The sequence below is a fragment of the Paenarthrobacter sp. PPS72 genome, assembly GCF_048537125.1.
In the GTDB taxonomy this organism is placed as follows: domain Bacteria; phylum Actinomycetota; class Actinomycetes; order Actinomycetales; family Micrococcaceae; genus Arthrobacter; species Arthrobacter nitroguajacolicus_E.
The window spans coordinates 1-18,436 of record NZ_JBLYIE010000034.1; the positions used below are offsets into that span (position 1 = coordinate 1).

General features: G+C 59.8%; 17 protein-coding genes. 9 read left to right on the forward strand and 8 right to left on the reverse strand.

The features are described 5' to 3' along the window. Positions 1 to 235: 235 nt before the first annotated feature. The 8 genes from ACLRGI_RS14445 to mobF all read left to right on the forward strand — a co-directional run bounded on the left by ACLRGI_RS14445 (position 236) and on the right by mobF (position 8,730). Entirely contained in the window at positions 236 to 1,282 is a 1,047-nt protein-coding gene (locus ACLRGI_RS14445; protein WP_419202318.1) for an amidohydrolase family protein, read from the forward strand. Beyond that, positions 1,279 to 2,097 (forward strand): metal-sulfur cluster assembly factor, encoded by an 819-nt coding sequence (locus ACLRGI_RS14450; protein ID WP_419202319.1) that lies wholly within the window; start codon positions 1,279 to 1,281, stop codon positions 2,095 to 2,097. The genes ACLRGI_RS14445 and ACLRGI_RS14450 overlap by 4 nt, the downstream gene beginning before the upstream one ends. After that, the gene (locus ACLRGI_RS14455) at positions 2,094 to 3,128 is read left to right on the forward strand and encodes an NAD(P)-dependent alcohol dehydrogenase (RefSeq protein ID WP_419202320.1); all 1,035 of its coding nucleotides are present in this window, start codon (positions 2,094 to 2,096) and stop codon (positions 3,126 to 3,128) included. Before ACLRGI_RS14450 ends, ACLRGI_RS14455 begins: the two co-directional genes overlap by 4 nt. Positions 3,129 to 3,192: 64 nt before the next feature. Further along, positions 3,193 to 3,693, forward strand: coding sequence for a DUF1097 domain-containing protein (locus tag ACLRGI_RS14460; RefSeq protein WP_419202321.1), 501 nt, complete (start codon positions 3,193 to 3,195; stop codon positions 3,691 to 3,693). 49 nt (positions 3,694 to 3,742) lie between these two features. Then, positions 3,743 to 4,060, forward strand: a complete 318-nt coding sequence (locus ACLRGI_RS14465) for a putative quinol monooxygenase (protein ID WP_419202322.1) — start codon at positions 3,743 to 3,745, stop codon at positions 4,058 to 4,060. A 159-nt stretch (positions 4,061 to 4,219) separates the two neighbouring features. Then, positions 4,220 to 4,423, forward strand: a complete 204-nt coding sequence (locus ACLRGI_RS14470) for a hypothetical protein (protein WP_419202323.1) — start codon at positions 4,220 to 4,222, stop codon at positions 4,421 to 4,423. Between the two features lie 405 nt (positions 4,424 to 4,828). Beyond that, positions 4,829 to 5,167, forward strand: a complete 339-nt coding sequence (locus tag ACLRGI_RS14475; RefSeq protein WP_419202324.1) for a hypothetical protein — start codon at positions 4,829 to 4,831, stop codon at positions 5,165 to 5,167. Beyond that, positions 5,164 to 8,730 (forward strand): MobF family relaxase, encoded by a 3,567-nt coding sequence (gene mobF / locus ACLRGI_RS14480; RefSeq protein ID WP_419202325.1) that lies wholly within the window; start codon positions 5,164 to 5,166, stop codon positions 8,728 to 8,730. Before ACLRGI_RS14475 ends, mobF begins: the two co-directional genes overlap by 4 nt. A gap of 574 nt (positions 8,731 to 9,304) precedes the next feature. Here the strand turns inward: mobF and ACLRGI_RS14485 are convergent. The 8 genes from ACLRGI_RS14485 to ACLRGI_RS14520 all read right to left on the reverse strand — a co-directional run bounded on the left by ACLRGI_RS14485 (position 9,305) and on the right by ACLRGI_RS14520 (position 17,153). Further along, positions 9,305 to 11,008 carry an AAA family ATPase gene (locus ACLRGI_RS14485; RefSeq protein ID WP_419202326.1) on the reverse strand — a complete coding sequence of 568 codons (1,704 nt, stop codon included), beginning with the start codon at positions 11,006 to 11,008 and terminating at the stop codon, positions 9,305 to 9,307. A gap of 131 nt (positions 11,009 to 11,139) precedes the next feature. Further along, positions 11,140 to 11,421, reverse strand: a complete 282-nt coding sequence (locus ACLRGI_RS14490) for a hypothetical protein (RefSeq protein WP_419202327.1) — start codon at positions 11,419 to 11,421, stop codon at positions 11,140 to 11,142. 100 nt (positions 11,422 to 11,521) lie between these two features. After that, on the reverse strand, positions 11,522 to 12,028 hold the full coding sequence (locus tag ACLRGI_RS14495) for a single-stranded DNA-binding protein (RefSeq protein WP_419202328.1): 507 nt from the start codon (positions 12,026 to 12,028) through the stop codon (positions 11,522 to 11,524). A gap of 52 nt (positions 12,029 to 12,080) precedes the next feature. Continuing rightward, positions 12,081 to 13,238, reverse strand: coding sequence for an ArdC-like ssDNA-binding domain-containing protein (locus ACLRGI_RS14500; RefSeq protein ID WP_419202329.1), 1,158 nt, complete (start codon positions 13,236 to 13,238; stop codon positions 12,081 to 12,083). 84 nt (positions 13,239 to 13,322) lie between these two features. Then, a complete protein-coding gene (locus ACLRGI_RS14505) occupies positions 13,323 to 13,823 on the reverse strand; it encodes a hypothetical protein (RefSeq protein ID WP_419202330.1) in 501 nt (166 codons plus the stop codon). A 751-nt stretch (positions 13,824 to 14,574) separates the two neighbouring features. After that, positions 14,575 to 14,880 (reverse strand): hypothetical protein, encoded by a 306-nt coding sequence (locus ACLRGI_RS14510; protein ID WP_419202331.1) that lies wholly within the window; start codon positions 14,878 to 14,880, stop codon positions 14,575 to 14,577. Between the two features lie 95 nt (positions 14,881 to 14,975). Continuing rightward, positions 14,976 to 16,775 carry an AICE element replication initiation protein gene (locus tag ACLRGI_RS14515; protein WP_419202332.1) on the reverse strand — a complete coding sequence of 600 codons (1,800 nt, stop codon included), beginning with the start codon at positions 16,773 to 16,775 and terminating at the stop codon, positions 14,976 to 14,978. Positions 16,776 to 16,799: 24 nt separating this feature from the next. After that, positions 16,800 to 17,153 (reverse strand): helix-turn-helix domain-containing protein, encoded by a 354-nt coding sequence (locus ACLRGI_RS14520; protein WP_419202333.1) that lies wholly within the window; start codon positions 17,151 to 17,153, stop codon positions 16,800 to 16,802. A 338-nt stretch (positions 17,154 to 17,491) separates the two neighbouring features. On the opposite strand from ACLRGI_RS14520, the gene ACLRGI_RS14525 reads away from it, so the two are divergent. Further along, positions 17,492 to 17,878, forward strand: a complete 387-nt coding sequence (locus tag ACLRGI_RS14525; protein WP_419202334.1) for a helix-turn-helix domain-containing protein — start codon at positions 17,492 to 17,494, stop codon at positions 17,876 to 17,878. Positions 17,879 to 18,436: the final 558 nt, after the last annotated feature.

Genomic DNA, 18,436 nt, shown 5'->3' on the forward strand with positions numbered 1-18,436 from the left:
CTTCTACCCGGGGACCCAACCATCCGGATCGCGTGCCAGCCTGACAATCGCCTCTTCCTTGTTCGGCATCATCGCCGTCCTCCTCGTTTCGATACTTCGAGATTACGTCGTTTCGAGATGTCAGTCCGAAAGAGAGCCGTCTCAAAATGAGACACACGCCACATGTTGACAGCTGTTCCCTCCGCCTAGCCTCGATGGTGTCGCGACTACGGCAGTCGCGAGAAGGAGACCAGACATGTACAGCAAAGACGGCGAAAACTATTTCATTGTCGACGCCCACATCGCCCTGTGGGACGCCCGCCCAGAGAACCAGCGGAATATCCACGGCAAGCAGTTCATCGATTGCTTCTACGACTACCACCGAAACCTCTCCCCCGAGGAGGAACAGTGGTCCTATGAGGAATACCTCTACCAGGGCGGCGCACGCCTCATGAAGGATCTGTTCGAGGACGGCTACGTCGACCACGCAATCTTCCAGCCGGCCTATCTTGGCGCGTTCTACAAGAACGGATTCGCACAGGTCGAGGAAGCGTTTGGCCTTGCCGCGGCGAACCCGGACAAACTCACGTACAACCACTGCTATGACCCCCGCGAGGGAGAGTCAGGCCTTGACCGGCTGCGCGCCGACCACGAAAAGATGGGCTTCAAAGGAGTGAAGCTTTACACCGCAGAGTGGCACGGCGAATCCCGTGGTTACAAGCTCTCGGACCCCTGGTCCTACCGCTACTTCGAGGAGTGCCGCAAGCTCGGCGTCAAGAACATCCATATCCACAAGGGTCCTACTATCCGCCCGCTGGACCGGGACGCTTTCGATGTCGCTGATGTAGACCATGCGGCATCGGACTTCACCGACTTGAACTTCGTCGTCGAGCACGTCGGTCTGCCCCGGCTGGAAGACTTTTGCTGGATCGCCACCCAGGAACCCAACGTTCACGGCGGCCTGGCCGTTGCTATGCCCTTCATGCACACCCGGCCGCGGTACTTCGCCCAAATTATCGGTGAGCTCATTTACTGGATCGGCGAGGACCGCATCCAGTTCTCCAGCGACTACGCCCTGTGGACACCCCGCTGGCTAGTCGAGCGCTTCGTCGACTTCCAGATCCCGGAAGACATGACCGAATACGCTCCACTCACCACTGCCCAGAAGAAGAAAATTCTGGGACTGAACGCCGCGAAGATGTATGACATCCCGGTACCTGGAGAGCTGCAACTCCCTGACGCGAGCGAGACGAAAACAGGACCGCGACAGCCCGAACGCGCCGACATGGCAGGCATCCGGTGACAGCCTTGCACGTGGATCGTGCACCTGAGACCCTCTGGGATGTTACCGAGGAGGACATCCGGCGTGCCTTGGACTCGGTGTTCGACCCGGAACTGGACGAACCGATCACTGATCTTGGCTTCGTTCGTTCCCTCAAGGTCCAGTCCTGTGCCGACGGGGCACGGGTGGAAGTTCATCTGCGCCTGCCCACCTCCTTCTGCTCTCCCAATTTCGCCTACCTGATGGCGTCCGACAGCAAGGACGTGATCTCGGCGGTGCCGATGGTGGCGCAGGTTGTCGTCGAGCTGGATGATCACCACGACTCCGACCTCATCAATTCGGGGCTCGCCGCCGACGCAGGGTACCGCGGCACGTTCCTGCACGAAGCTGAGGACAGCCTGGAAGAGCTGCGCTGGACATTCCGCCGCAAAGCCCACACCGCTGCCATGGAAAGGTGCCTCACCGACCTCCTTCGCGCCACCCCCGAACTCGAGGAAACGGAGATGGGAACCGTTCGCCTCGGGGACCTTCTAACCGGAAGAAACAAGGATGCCCTGCTGCGCCGACGGTCAGTGCTCGGCCTGCCCGAGGCCGCTGACTCGATCGTCCTGGTCAACCACGACGGACACCCGTATCCCCCCGACGCCGTCCCGATGGCACTTCGCCGAGCACGCTCGACCCGCATCTCCATTGACGGGAACGCGCACTTCTGCCGCGGCCTGCTGCGCACACGCTACGAGGGCTCCGGCGCGGACCAGAGCAAACGCCCAGAAGGCGCCGAGGCCAAAGACCACCACGAACTACTTCCGATTAAAGTCAAGGAGATTCACTCATGAGCACCATGCGAGCCGTCCAGGTGGTCGGCTACCACCAAAGCCTGAAAATGGCAGAAGTCCCGGCCCCTGTAGTCACCGGCCCTTTCGACGTCGTCGTCAGAATCGGCGGCGCCGGCGTTTGCCGCACCGACCTGCACATCCTCGAAGGACAATGGGCCGAAAAATCCCAGGTCCACCTGCCCTACACCATCGGCCACGAGAACGCCGGATGGGTGCACGCAATCGGTAGCGGCGTCACCAACGTGCAGGAAGGCGACAAAGTCATCCTCCACCCCCTCATCACCTGTGGTCTTTGCCGCGCCTGCCGATCCGGCGACGACGTGCACTGCGAGCAGAGCAAGTTCCCAGGCATCGACACCAGCGGCGGGTACGCAGAATACCTTCTGACCTCCGCCCGATCTGTCGTAAAAATTGATGACTCTCTGGAACCCGCCGACGTTGCGGCACTGGCCGACGCAGGCCTGACCGCTTATCATGCGGCCGCTAAAGCAGCCAAGCGATTGACCCCGCGGGACACCTGCGTCGTCATCGGCGCCGGCGGACTAGGACACATCGGGATCCAAGTCCTCACGGCGCTCACACCCGCACGCATCATCGTCGTAGACCGTAACCCGGCCGCACTGGACCTCGCCAAGGAAATCGGAGCGCACGAAGGCGTCCTTGCCGACGGAACCCAGGTTCAGCAAGTCCTGGCGCTGACTGATGGAAAAGGAGCGGAGGCGCTCATTGACTTTGTCGGAGAAGGAGGAGCTACTGCCCAAGGCGTCGCCATGCTCCGCCAGGCCGGGGATTACTACGTGGTGGGCTACGGCGAGAACATCGACGTTCCCACCATCGACATCGTTTCAGCCGAGATTAACATCATCGGCAATCTCGTCGGCTCCTACAACGATCTCCAGGACCTGATGGCCCTGGCGGCGCGCGGCGCCGTCACCCTGCATACCCAGAAATACGCTCTCGATGACTTCGAACAGGCCATCAGTGACCTCGACGCGGGCAAAGTGCGCGGTCGGGCCATCCTTGTGCCCTGACAACCAACACCTTGGGGGGAATACGACAACCATTTCAGCGCACCGTCAGACCAAGAGAGATGACATGAGACCTTACATAAGCGTGGGTTTATCCGTCGGGGTTCTAGCCGGGCTATGGACGGAGGTGAGCGTGGAACTTGGCCTCATCACCTGGGTCGCATTCGTCGCATGGGCATGCTTCTTCGCCGCAGGAGGAGGAGCAACGGGATTTTTCAAAGGACTGTCAGCCAACCTCTCCGGCCTCATCTATGGGTGGCTGGTAGCGCTTTTGACGACCGCGGTGCAGGTCCCTGGTGCACTCGCCATTGGCGTTGGGATCGCAGCCCTGGCCATGTGTCTCCAGGCAGGCTGGGCGCCTCTATCGTTCATCCCCGGCGCCTTCGCAGGGACAGCCGTATTCTTCGGGACACAGCTGTCGTTCTGGCCCACCGCAGTCTCCCTCATTATCGGAGCCGCCCTGGGATGGCTCTCAGCCTTCCTCGGAAACCGCATCCAGGGTTTCGTCACGAAACCCCTCACTGCATCTCCAACAGACGACCCAGCTAGTCCCGCCCGCACAGCCTGAGCACACGGTTCATCTGCTGTGTTCCTACCTTCTTGACAGAGGACCCAAAGTGATTTTCATAACCGCTAGATTCCCCGAAAAACCTGAGCATGCCGAGAATTGGGCCGACATCACCAAAGATTTCACCACCGCAACCAATGCAGAGGAAGGATGCCTCTTCTTCGAGTGGTCACGCTCTGTGGAAGAACCCGACACCTATGTGCTGGTGGAAGCCTTCCGCGACGACGAGTCCGGGGCCACACATGTGCAATCGGACCACGTCAAGAAGGCCACTACCGAACTTCCTGCCTACCTCTCCGCGACACCGGACATCGTCAATGTCAGGGTTGACGGCTGGTCAAAGCTCGGCGAGATGGCAGTCAGCTAACCGCTTCTCCCTCGTCCAAATTAATACGGTTTAGTGGCGCGAGAAGCCCGCGCCACTAAACCGGTGGAAGATTAGACGGTAACTGCGATGACCATACCGAGCCCCGGCTGCAGCTTATCGTTTTCTTCGAAATGTCCAACGGTTGGCCTCAATCAACCGGTGCACGGCTCCGATATCGCCCGCGGACTAACAACGTCCGCCCGCGTAAGCAGCAACAACTGGGGCACCAACGAAGAAATGCACTGGATCGGGAACGCTGTTTTCGCCTACTACCGAAGGATCTACACCTACGAGGGGACAGGAGAAATCAACATCCTGGTTGTGGGCAGGGCCATCACTGGGCGAAGCGCATTCACCAAATAGCCAGCGCCAGAAGAACAGCTAATTTATGCGAGTTGGTCACTACGGCGCTCCAGCAGCGGAAGGTTTCGACGGTGTCTATCGACTTAAGATGTGAAATCGCGAAGGAATGATGCCCCAAGTCGCTCCCCAAATTACGAAGTCATCACGTCGCCGTGGATCGGGCTTCATTATGACCGTGAAATGGTCAATGGTCGACGTTAGTGCTGCTTGCCTCCAATGGTAGCCAATAGCACCCTGATCCCGTTACCGGGCAAACCCATAAAGTGCTCATCCGCTTCACATCAGCGTCAATGGAGACCTGAGGTAAAAGTGCCTCCATCGACGCGACCTCTCCACACCTCTGGCATCCAAGGCCCGTCGGCCAAGAAATCATGCGGTGTGCACGTGTAGGCCGTATGAACTGGTGTGAACAAACTGAGCTCCGGACAGCAAGCACATGCTGCTCCCGGAAACGACGCCAACCCCATAGACCGGCTCCTGACCGAGCTGCGGTCCCAGTCATCCGAACTCGAACGTCTCCACGCCATCTACGAAGAGCTGGAAACCAGAAACGGTCTCCTGCATAACGAAGTCCTTCGCCTAAAGCGCGCCCAGCGAACAAACGTCCAAGATCTCGCCCGCGTGGCAGCTGTCTTGCTCCAAATTTCGCGCGCAAAAGGCATCGCACTCGATTCAGTAACACTCGACATTCTCCGGCGGCGAGGATGGTTGCCCGCCAGAAACCGAACTGGAACACGACGATGACGATGTCCATCGCCAGGCTCTCCGTCCGCTCAGGGCTCAAATACCTGTTCACGTCCACGATGCTGGACGACTTCGCCCCTTCTCCCCCAGACACCATCAGCTATTACATGCAGACGGGAACGCCCCAAGGTCGTTGGTTGGGCAACGGTCTCCAAGGCATCGCCCGCACTTCGGGAGACAAAGTCACTGAAGCCGATGCACGCGCCGTCTTCCAAGACGCAGCCCACCCCGACAGCAAGGAGCCGCTGGGGAGGCCCCACGGGCGGCAGTCGGTCAGCCAAGAGACCAGCAATCAAAAAACGACGACACACCCCGTCGCCGGCTTCGACCTCACGTTCAGCGTCCCCAAGTCCGTCTCCACGCTGTGGGCACTCAGCCCGCGTCACCTCCAGGACCAGATCCTGCAGACCCACCACGAAGCCATCGAAGCAACGCTGGCCTGGATGGAAGAGCAGGTCATCAACACCAGATCCGGGCGGAACGGAGTGGCGCACGTCGGCACTAGAGGAGTGATCGCCGCCGCATTCGACCATTGGGAATCCCGCGCTGGCGACCCTCAGCTCCACACCCATCTCGTCATCGCGAACCGAGTCCAGCGCGTCACAGACGGAGCCTGGGTCACCCTGGACTCCCGCTCCCTATACAAAGCAGTCGTCGCCGCAAGCGAACACTACAACGGGCTGCTCTTCGATGCCTTGCACACCAGCCTCGGCACGGACACCGACTTCCGAGCCCCAGCGCAAAACACTCATAACCCGAGCCAGCAACTCACCGGCATCGCTGAAGCCCTTGTCCGCGAATTCTCCAACCGTTCAAGGCTCATCGACATCGAGACCGATCGCCTGGTCAAACAGTGGACCATGGACCACGGGGCTCACCCGACAGCGACAACCATCGTGAGATTGCGCCAACAAGCCACCCTCTCGACTCGAACTCCCAAGAATGTCGAGCCGTCCCCGTTACGAGCCCTGTCCGCACAGTGGCGAGACAGAGCAAAGGCCAAGGGTTTCGATCCCGAATCCGTCGTCGCTTCCACCATTCGGCGCTCCCACTCTCGTCCGTTCCACATCGGCGACTTCGCTCCGGACTGGATTGCCGCCGTCGGGCTTGTCACCCGGCAACGTGTGGCAGCAAAGCGCTCAACCTGGAATCGCTGGAACCTGATCGCGGAGGGTGAGCGTGTGTGCGCTGAGATCCGTTGCGCTTCCTCTGCCGACCGCAATTCACTGATTGATGCGGTGGCCACCGCTGCAGAGCGCCAATCCGTGCCGCTCAACGAGTACCGGTACGGCGTCCCGGCGGATGCTGCTGATGATCTGCGGTTCGCCGGGCGCAGCGTCTTTGATTTCCACGGGTCGCGTCTCTACACGGATGAGTCGACGCTCGCCTTTGAGGACGAAATCCTGGCGGCGAAGAACGACGACGACGGGCTGGCTGTGCCGGCCGATCTCGCATTCCAGACACTTACCTCTTTCACAAACAGAGAAGGGTCGCCCCTGCACGATGACCAGCTGACGGCAGCGTCGGATGTCCTGCTGAGCTCCAGCAGACTTGACGCTGTCGTTGGACCGGCCGGGACCGGAAAGACTACAACCCTTGGTGCGGTCAAGGCAGCCTGGGAGGCGGCATACGGGGTGAGCAGCGTTGTTGGTCTGGCGCCGGCTGCTGCGAGCGCCGAGGTTCTTGGCTCGGAGCTGCGGATGGTGACTGAAAATGTCTCTAAGTGGCTGCATGAATCTGTTGGGTCTGGTGCAGCGGAGCGGGCAGGACGGTTCTTCCGAGCGGACGATCGACTCCGTGTGGCAGCGGCCAACAGCGGCCCAATCGTTTGCCGCCTTCAGCAAGAGGTCGCTCGGCTGGCCGCCGAGCAGAACCAATGGCTGTTCCGGCATAACCAGCTGGTAATAGTGGATGAAGCGTCAATGGTCTCAACATTCCAGCTCGCAGCCCTGGTCCGCCAGGCGACGGAAGCCCGTGCCAAGATCCTCCTGGTTGGCGATCCGGCCCAGCTCGATTCCATCGACGCCGGTGGTGTGCTTGGGTGGCTTGACCGGCAAGGGAAGGCAGCCCGGTTGAGCACGATATGGCGTTTCAAGGATCCGTGGGAACGGTCAGCCTCCCTCGGGCTGCGTGAGGGTCGTCCGTCTGCGCTCGCAGAGTATGAGGAACATGGTCGCATCAGGCATGGCCACTACTCGGACATGGTCGACCATGCCTACTCCGCGTGGCACACGGACATTCTGGCTGGCCGAGTTTCGGTCTTGATAGCTCCTGATAATGAGAGCGTCCAGATGCTCAATGAGCGGGCTCAAGCCGACCGCGTAAGTCTGGGCGATGTGGACGCGGAACGTACCTTGCTCCTTCGGGACGGGTTGCGGGCTGGTCGTGGCGACATGGTCATTGCTCGTCGAAATGACAGATCCGTTCGCGACGATCGGGGTGAGTTCCTTCGCAATGGGGCGCTGCTCGAAGTCACGGGAGTCGATAGACGCCATGGTGCTCTAAACGCGATACGTAAAGACACCGGAGCTGCCCTGCGCTTGCCGAGCAGTTATGTGGAGTCATCCTTGGAACTCGGCTACGCCACAACGGCCCATCGCAGTCAAGGGCTCACCGTAGACACCGGCCACACCGTCGTGACCCCTGGCCGCCTCACGCGGGAACTGCTGTATGTCAGCATGACGCGCGGCCGGAACTCCAACACGGCCTACGTCAGTGAGAATGACCCGGACGAGGACGAGATTCTGGACCCGAGTGCACGTTCAAGCTGGCGGGTGATCCTTGGCGAGGTCCTTGCTGCTGAAGGTGCGGAGCGAACGGCTCACGAGGTACGGGACTTCGAACGGCAGCAAGCCGACAGCCTCGAGCGTCTGAGCCGCGAGTACGATTACTTGGCTCAAATCGCTGCGGATTTGGATCTCACGAAGGCTATCGTCGGCCTTATGCCCGGCCGCTCAGATAAGATGCACGAATCTCCAGCCTGGGGCGCCGCCGTCGCTGCCTGGCGACGTGCCAGCAACGTCAATCGTCCAGGAGCTTTGCGGATCTTGAACGAGGCTCTGGGCTCTGAAACCAATGCGCGGGACCTAGCGGCTGTGGCGCACGTCCGGCTACGCAGGTTCTGCTCGGCAATGCCCCAATCGGCTCTCGATCCGGTGACTGAACTGCTGGCAATAGACCGGTCAGACCTTGCCGCGTTGATAGACCAAGTACGACGGCGGATTCGGAACCGTGCGGAACGCGTCGCCAAGGCGGCGCTACTAGACGAGCCTGAATGGGCCACCCAATTGCGCAGAAACATTGGGGAGGGCACAAATCCATCCGATTCGGCAGCGTTGATTCGTGAGGTTGCCGTCTATCGGGATCGTTGGGGTGTTAGTACCGCGACTCTCCCTCTCGGTCCCACTCCTGCGGACTGGGAATGGGAACAGCGTGCCCGTCGGGACAACCTGCAACTAGCAATTAGCCAGGCCCCCACACCAGAGCCAGAAACCATGGAGGTCAGCAACTTGTATGAGATGGACTCCCGAATAAGCCTGACAATTGCGGGATGGCAGCTTTAAACTGGAAGCTGGAGCAAGTATGCAGATGAACCCAGTCCTCAAGCCGAGAGTGGCAACACCCGCTCTTATCGTTGCGAGCGCAGTGACGCTGGTGCTTGCTGTGATCCTGGCAGTTCTAAGCTTCGCAATTTCCGGCACGGTATGGTTGCTGGTTGCCCTCACGACCCTCTGCGTAGTAGTCCTGCTCTTCTGGGCCCAACGTCTCCGCGGCCAACGGCAGTGGCAGGCCGAAACAGCCGCACAATGGAAGCGGATCGAAAGCTTGAAGGCGGCTGGAGGGAGCACAACCGAGATCACAGTTCTGACCGTTGACTCTCTGCAGCCGACCGGCTCCTGGATTACCATCAGGTGGAATCGCTTCGACTACATCCAACCAGCATGGATCGAAGCACTTTCGGAGCCCATCTGGCCTGGTTCCGTTCTCCTGATACGGCCAGATCCAGCGCAGGTTCAACCGGGAGCTCCGTGGCCAGAGACCTATCGCATCGGCGCCGATCGTGTCCTAGCGTGGGCCCCACTCACGGGACGCACCCAACGCCGGATTCCTTAGGGACGGGGGTCGGGATATCTTCCCTCATGTGTGACTGTTGGCTGCCCTGATTAGGTCGATGACTTCAAGTACGCGCTTCCTCAGGTCTAATGGCCAGTCGTCGCCCCAATCGTTGACAGCCACCTTGGCGACCGCGACCTTGCTGGGTTGCTTAACGCCGAGCCTTGCAGCATCCAGAGGATTCTTCCAACGATCCGTACCTGTTAACTCCCGTTTGCCAGTGGAGGGGTGAGCTTTACGCACCGCGTCCCTGAGTATCACTTCCGGAACATAGTTCTCAATTGTGTATCCAGCAGTTACCCATGCCAGCCCCGTCGATGGATCCTTGGCTAGGTCGTCTACCACCCGCCGCTTGTTGGCGTTGATGCGGGCATTCCTGCTGGTCTTGTCGGAATCAATCAGGACCATCATGTAGCGGTTAAGGCTGCGGAGGGAGATGAACTCTTCAACTTCCTCGGCGTCGAGAGGTGATAGAGCGCTCAATAGCGCTCCTCCATAGAACATGACTGAGTAGTGCGTTCCCTCAACAAACTCTGCCGGGGCGAGCTTTTCAATCCAATGCCTGAGGTAGATCCTGTCAGAGGGCCCTTCCACCCATAAGACGGCATTCGTTTGCACAAGGTCCGACGGACGATAACCGAGGTCTGCGCAGACCGCTGCCCTATCGCGCGCCGCTCCCGCGTACCGGACGTTCGAAACCCCTTCCCGCGTCACATGGAAGATGCTGCCGATTTGGGAGTCCAGCATATGCGCGGAATGAGTGGCGATAAAGTATTGGTTCGTCGTACTCGACTCTAGGTACCGCAGCAGCTTTCGCTGAAGCACAGGATGCAGGTGAACCTCGGGCTCTTCGATGCACAGAATAGCGTTCTGAGTAACCGTTGCGGCGGCTGCGATGATAACCACCTCGTGAACGCCGGTGCCAACGTTCTCAATAGGCAGAGTGCGCCCATCTTGGGTTACATGGATAGTCGATAGATCGTGCGGCACATCTATCGTGATCGTGGAATCGTCCATCACAGCACGAACTAAATCCTGCATTTTGACGAAGAGTTGCTTGTCCAGCAAGCGATCCGTCGAAGGATTCTGCAACTCGAGAAGACGCCGTTTTATGCTTAGCCCGTTCAGGTCAGGAGCCTGAGCGCTCTCGTTCGAGATGGCCCTTACCCCGCCAACCGTGTAAGCCTGCGGGGTTAAAGGGCGTGATCTTACTAAGTGATTGACGACTCTGTACGCGTCGTCGCCCGCACTGCCCCCTGCAGAGCTCGTAAGCGCCAGTGAAAGGTCATGGGATAGCTGTGTGGTTCCAGCTTCTCGGGCCGCAGATCTCAATACTTCGTGATCAATGACATTCTGGCCACTAAGTCCAATTTCCACGAAGTCGGCGTACTCCGGGGATGCAATTCCAGGCGAACGAAGAAATGTAGCAAGTCGGTTCAGCTGCCTCTCACCCAACTTCTGCGTGTCTCCCCAGTTTAGGATGCTCTCCACACGGTGAAGTTCCTTGCGTAAAAACGCGTGCTCGCCGTCTCCCAACGGCCTATCCCAGACGGATGAGGCACTTGACTCCGCAGCATAGGTGTCTGCGATTACGCGCAGGATGTTCGACTTGCCGGTGTTGTTCTGACCCGCGATGAGGTTGATTTTTCGTAGGGGATACAGCCGCGCCAGTTGGCCAGAAGGGAAGCTACGGTAGCCGCTGAAGAGAAATCCTTGAACAAAAGTCACGCTCCCATCATTGCCTACTGGCATGCAAGGACGGCCGAGCACAAACGTCGTGGGGATTCGTGGCGTCACCGTACAGAACTTAACGTTCCCTCGAGGTGCAGTTGGACGTGGCGCAGGCGCGCACACATCTCCTACAGCGGCCGCCCCCTCCAAGACTCCAGATCAACGCGCCTCACCTGCCCCGCTGGAAACCACTCAACGTGATAGTCCCGACGATCATCCACCCACTCGACCAGCCCGAAGGTCCTTGTGTATTTGATCGCCCTACCGTAGATCTCCCCTACGCGAACCAGAGGCTGACTCCCAGGCTCGAGCTCGGTAATCTGGCCGTCGTCAGGCTTTGGGTGGCTGTTGTCGGCGTCTATCTGGGCCATCATTCGGGCGAAAGCGGTTGAGTCTTGCTTCGGTCTCATACCAGCAAGACTAGAACATATATTCGAACGCGGATCCTGGGCACAAGTAGGAGCCCACGTCTCAACAATCGAAACGTGGGCCAGAAACCGCGAAGACGGGTCAAACAGTCATGTCATTCACCGGAGCTCCGCCTAAAGGGGACGTCACCACCGGCCCCTTCGTAGTCACGTTGTACGCGGGCCAGCCAGTCGCCGTCGTCGCTTGTGGCCCTGGAGCCTCCACGGCGGCTTCGGGCTCGGCGACCGCTCGGGCCGAGCGTTGATACGTCGCCGTGCCAAAGCGTAGGTCCGGACCGATGGTCTCGGCAATAATCCGCCGAGCTTCACGCCGTTCCCCGTCTTTGTCGTAAGCACGGAATTCGAGCTCTCCCGACACCGTTACGGGGTCGCCCTTCTTCAGACAAGTAGAAGCGTTCTCCGCGAGCATCCGGAACGCAGACACGTTGTGGAAGACCGGTTCACCGTCTCGCCAGGTGCCGTCCGGGTTCTGAATCCGCTGGTTCACGGCAACGCGGAGTTTCGCGTGCGGAGTGCCGGATTCCCCGATGGTCAGTTCGGGATCTGCGACCAGGTTCCCCGTGATAGTGAGGGGGATCTTTGTATTCATAATGGGTTACCTTCCTTAGTCGACGGGCCTCTCCCGACGGACATCTGTGCGTTCAAGGACCAGCAATCTCGGGACCGTTCAATGAAACATTCGGTCCAGGGACTCCGGCGTAACTCGGACTAGCCGCCACAGCGCGCTCAGTACTTGCGGCGGCGAACTTCCCGCCGAATCCAGGAGGGTCCGAGATCGCCAGGATCCCTTTGGTTGCGGCGGTCACCCGCCCCAGCACCGACTTGGCGATGTCGACGCGCGACGTCGGCATCCAACCTTCTGAGGAGTCGTGCTTCAAGTCCCTTTCCGCTCTGATTACAGCGTCGGCCCACCCAGCCAGATAGGAAACTGACTGCGGTCCACGATCAATGCCGTGGGCCCTCAGGACGGTATAGGCAACCGATTCGGCCTCTACTTCCGCTAGGCCGCGATGGTTCGCGCTGCTGCCATACAGTCGCCCAAGGCGGTCGTCTGGTCCGTGCAAAAGGACGTGACCGAGTTCGTGGGCAAGAACCGCTACCCGCTCCTCGTCGTTCATCCAGGCACCAACTTGAATTCGACGAGCATCAAAGTCGGTGTAGCCACTCGTGTAGCCCTGTTGAAATCCTGACACCTCAACCCGGAAGCTGTGTTCCTTCGCAACCTCACGCAGGGAACTCCACAGATCACCCACGTCCGCCCCACCTTTCGGATCCGCGCGAGGCACCAACAGCGGCGTTCCCTCCGTTTGGGTGACGTCAAAGACAGCCTGCCCACGCCAACCAGTGATCACGTTCTTCTTGCCTCTGCTGACGGCATCAACAGGTGCAGTCTGATTCGCTGGTAAAAGCTTGCGCTGCCCGTCGGCAAGTATCAGTTCCTGCATCGAGGCTGTCCGGGGCGCGATCACCCAGAGCGCGTGCTCTCCACGCAGAACCGTCCGCCCGTGTCTGGCCCACTCTTTGTACCCGGCCACCAGGGTCGGCTCTTGGGTACCGCGCTGCGCCATTTGCATCATCAGCAGGGCGACGTTGCCCCCGGAGTACCGCCACAGTGTTGCGGAGGCGTCGAGCAGAACCTGCCAGCGCATGGGCGAATCAATGGCTTCCTCAAGTGCCGTGTGAAGTCCCCTGGTCAGGTCGGCTATGCGCTCCTCAGGTGACAGGCGAACGTTCGACGGCGGCGCGGAGGCTCCTTCAGCCCCGCTTGAGTCAGGATTCAGTTCAGATGCAGAGGCCACGACAGCCATCCTTCGTGCTTCTAGACAGCCCCAAGAAGGGATCACCTATTCATGTCGAGCGACCGGAGCAACGGCATGACGGAATCAGCTAGTGGTCTGATGGGTGCCCAGTTTCCAGTCCTCGAAGTCTGGTGCGGGCGGCAGGATCCTCATGACCGGCTCCTTATGGCTCTGCAGCCCCACGCACCCGGCCGTCCGCGTGTGGGTTCGGAGACGCTCGACGCCGTGCGGCAGCCGCTCGTGGAACGCCAGAGGGCCGAATCCCGAGTCGTCTGACGTAAAAGATGCTGCTTCGGCCCGCTGAAGCGCATACAGCTCCGCCACTATCTCTGAGTGCCGCCACCAGCAATCCGGCACCACCGATGTCGTCAGCTGATACGTCGCAACGAACCATCGAACCCAGTCGAAGAGGCTCTGCCACACCACGTCCGCCTGCGCTGACGACATATCCCGCCATCGATGAGTCACGCCAACGTTGCGCGGCGACGGTTGGAATGAGGACCGGAACAGTTCAGCTGTCAGTTCGTCATCCAGGTCAGATACCCGCCCCACCTCGAAGTCAGAGTCATCGGCCTGCGTGCTCATGAATCAGCCTCGCTGTTCGCTTCCTGCCGACTCAGGTGGCCGGCGGCCAATTCCCGTTCTGTCTCCAGCTTCGATCGCCCTAGCTCAGCGGCGTCCTTGCGCCTATGCCAGTCGCGTAGATCCAAGAGAATCGGCCTTGTTCGACGGCCGAGCATGAGAGCCGTACCAACAGGAAGCCGCCGGATCTCATCTAGGCGGATCACCGGACTCTCCCTGATCTGCTCGCCGTCTTGACGTCCCTGAGACTCAATTGGTTGAGATTGACGCCCACCCTCTTTACCTTGATCCGCAGAGCTTCGATCAAAGAGACCTGCTCAGCCGTGAGCAATGACGGCGCTAAGGGCACAGCATGCTCAACGTCGGGGCCGCGCCCCTCCGCCTGCTTTGCCGCGGCAAGAGCCACGCCTCGCACAAACGCCGACGGCGGCAATCCTCGCCGCGTCGCCACCTTCTCGACCAACGCGAGTTCAGCGGAGCTGAACCGCGTGTCGATACGGCGGCTCCTCGACTCGGGGCCAGCTGTTCCGTACTACGCCCCATGTGCGTTCCTCCCTTAGTTGTTGAAGCGCCAGAAATCGAGTGGCAATCAAAGGCAAGCAGGCACTATGTCCGACATCGCTGGCGCTCGTCGTTCAGTGCCGCTTGCGAGAGGTAGGGCTCCGCCCTTCCCCCTCGACCCCCAAACCCGAAGCGCGATGCCGTGCTCGGGTGCTGTCGCACCCGACCATGGCCGCGCGTAAAACCTGACCGATCATCCCTGGCTTATGCTCCGGATCGACCGTTTGTAGCCATCACTGGAGTCGCCGCCAGCAGGCTGATCCTCCAGCGGCAGCGGCCTCGAAGATCTGGCACGCATGGAGCGCAGAGTTCTTTCCGCCGCGATCTGCGCCCGCGCCTCCACCGCGAGCCGTTCTGTCAGGTCCGCGTGCTGTCGCCTCAGCAGATTCAGCACACGTGCATTGACGGCCTGCTGATGCTTCCGCTCACGATCCCGCAGGCGACGCAGCTTCTTCTCTGCTGCTGCTTTTACTGCAGCGATCTCATCTTCAATGCTCATTCGTGTGTCCTTTCGCAGTCAGGAATGTCTCCAGCAGGCAGGCCGCCTGGCGATGCGGAATCGCGGGAACCAGGCATCGGCATGCAAGGTCTCACTCATCTCAGTTCCTCCTCGCTCTCAGCAAGGCGGTCAGCCACCAAGCGATCAAATTGGGCAAAGGTCAGGCCCAGACGGTCGAGCTCGTCCAAGAGCCTCTTGTCAATGGCCTTAGACCGCTCGGCGAGCGGACCGTAATCTGCCTTCCATTTGGGGGCTGAGCAGAAGGTGTCACGACAGGCAATAGCCGACCCAACGCGAAGGATGGATGCATGCTCGGGCGCGAAAGCCGGTGTAGCTCCCTCTGAAAGAGCCCTGGCCTTCCACTCGTCAATGTCGGTTGCGTACATCTTCTGGAAAAGCTGAATGGTAGCAATCTCTGCGTCGGTGATCGTGACCTCCGGCGGCACAAGCACCCATGTCTTGGGCCGCTTGCTCACAGGATCCGGCTTGATCTCTTCGATCGTCCACCCTGATTTGCGCAGATCAGGGGCGGATCTCCGCAACTTTCCGCTGACACCGCGCTCCTCAGGCCAATACTTATCGTCGGACGGACGTGGAAGAAGCCTGTAGAGTTCCTTGCCTGTTCCGGCCCACCGCTGGGTGATCTTCGATGAGATCGCACCGAGGAACTTGTCGGTGTCGACAATGTCCGCAGCGACGGATTCGTGTGCGCGTTTGTAGTGCTCTAAAGCCCGTGAGTCCGTGGCGAGGTCGAGCGCGGCAAGCACCTCTGCAAAGTCCGCCATACGCGGCTTCTCAACCAAATGCACGTCGGGCAATGCCTTCAATGTCATTACCACCAGGTCCATCAGACCACCGAACATTGATGGATACGCCTCGTCCCAAGCGGCGTTGAGCTCCCGCTCCGAACGCCGCTGGCTCGCCAGGATGACCTTAAGATCACCCCACACGCAACGTTCGGCCAGATCGCCGGCGAGAGCACCCACGTCGATGCTTGTGAAGCCCATGACCCCCTGGACCTCGATAACCCGGGCGTCCCCATCAGTGTAGAGAGAGCGGTCTACATCAGCCTCCCCCGTAACAAAGCGGCACATGGAGTCAGACAGCCACCGTGGGATGGAGGACAAATTATCAAAGACGCAGCCCCGTGAGTGGTGCACCGCGTGCAGGAAACTGTCGGAATCTTGAGGCGGGCGTCGAACTATTGCCGATGTCGGGTCGATCAGGGAAAACAGGCGCCGAGCACTGGTCGTCTTCGCGGTGCCCTGTTCGCCCAAGATGGCGAGGATTGGACAGGGGAGCCCGACGAGAATGTGAGCGGCGACCAACCAGCCTATGATCAGTGCCCGGTCGGCTTCCCCCGGCATGTTGACGAACTCCCACAGGAGACTCATGTCGCCACCTGCTTCAGGGATCGGCAGAGTATATGTCAGATTTGTCCGGCGGAAAAGGACCGGGATGTCAGCGTCCCCGTCGAGGACTTCCCAGCCTTCGGATGTGACGTGTAAGACTTGCTCGCTCTGGTTGCCTATGTCAACGAAAAGCTCGCCGTCGTTCGTGCGTGCGGCGCGGGTCGCCTGTCTTACGGGCTCCCCCTGCTCCTGTGCTTCATACTCCAGTACTCCATTGCCGTCGGTCAGGGCGTTCTGCGATGGCGGTCTGCCCGTGGCCCGGTAGAAGAGACCGCCAACCTCTTGGCGAACCGACCGCTTACTGCCCGTCAAGGGTCGTACGACGTGGCGACCTTTGCGGAAGCCGAACGCCTTGCCGTCAGTGTCAATTCCGAAGTTATATTTGTCTCGGGCCAACTCGACGAGCTGCTGTGAGGTCGACTTTTTTTCGGCCTTCGGGCTGTCTCTTGGGCGCGCTTGTAACAAGGTCGTTGTATCTGACATATTTGGTCAATTCCCTTCGACTTGTTATCGAGCTGCAACTCGTGAGTCGGATGTTAAAATCATTGATTGGCAGGCAACGGCAAGTAGTTGACCGAGTTCGGCCTTCTGGCTGGCGGTCAGGGGCGGGAGTTCCTCTACAATCCGCTGGACGAGCGCATCCAAGTCGCCCCCGTCGTCGGTCAGGGCAGGTCCCGCCGGCTTTGTCAGGTGGTGAAGATCGTCGCGGCGGATTTTGAACCTGTTGCCCACGAGTACGGCCGGCACTTCGCCCCGATGAATTCGGGAACGTATTGACTGGGCATGGCCATAGCCAAGTGCGCAAACCTCGCGCAGGTCGAGGAGTTCAGACTCAACAGAAGAAGTGAATGCGGCGGACATAAAGGGACACCTCAAGAGATCGTGCGGTGCGCTTTGCACGTGTCTCAAGGCGGCGCTATTCAGACCTTGACCACGGCTGCAGGCGTCTCAGCTCCACAGCGGCACGAATTGTTACCCGCGCCGGCCAGCCATCAGCCGTACGCTTGAGCTCTCAGCATCTCAGCCGAAGCCATGCACAGGGGCACCATCACCCTGACTGCCGCCTTGCTAGGGTCGTGCAGTGGGGCGATCCTTTACGATCGTGCTTCCAGCATAGCCATTCCGTGCAAAAATTGCAATAGAACGTACGTAGCAATGTGATTATCACACTGAAGCGATATGCACTGGAAGGATCATCGATGGAACCGCTAGCCGGACGAATATTCGCCCGTCGTCTTCGAGAAGAGAGAGTCCAAGCAGGCCTCAGTCAGGCTGCTCTGGCCGGACGCGTCACGGAAGTGCTCGATCAAAAGCTCGATGCCAGCGCAATCACCCGAATCGAGAAGAACGAACGCGCGGTGAGGCTCGACGAAGCCGTGGTGATCGCGGAGCTGCTCGATGTGTCTCTGGTTGCCATGATCCGTGACCGTGAGAGCGTAGATGAGAAGATCGGCGAGCTCCGAAGGGATCTCAGCGCGGCACAGTGGCGGGCCATCCAAGCGGAGGAAGAGCTCCAACGCGCCCAGGACGCAATAAAAGGGATCCAACGTCTCATCAACGACCTTGAGGCTACACAGACCCACTAACTTGTCAGGCTGGCTCGCTCCTCGCACCCCATGCGCTCGGTCGTGAGGGGACGCTTGGCAGAGTTCGTGATTGCGGAACCTGCGGAACGGCGGAACTTATCCGCACTCTTCTCTTCTACGTATTTCTGCTTCTTTCCCTTCTGGGGTAACAAAAGAGATGTAGTGGGGCTCCGTCCGCACTTCCGCACACTTCGAACCGAAACCGCTTAGTTACAGGGCAATCACGATGCGGAACACCCACGCGGAACCTTGCGCATGCGGGGGCGGAACATCTGGCAATGAGTTTCCGCATTTCGGCCCCCATCCGGCTGCATCGCCGGCACAACCGTATCTAACAACCTGGAAAAGCACAGCCTCCCTGCCCGCGTGCCCTGCTTAATTTGATGCGAGCCGGGCGCGCTCTTGGCTCCTGGGAGACTCGAATGGCACTTTCGAATATCGACGTGCCCTTTCGATTGGGACCTATAGCAAACTGTCGAGGAAGTATGACCACCGCTCGTGTCACCGTGTGCTGAATGATCCATCCCGGTTCGCAGCCTAAGCCTCGATCCACCGGGC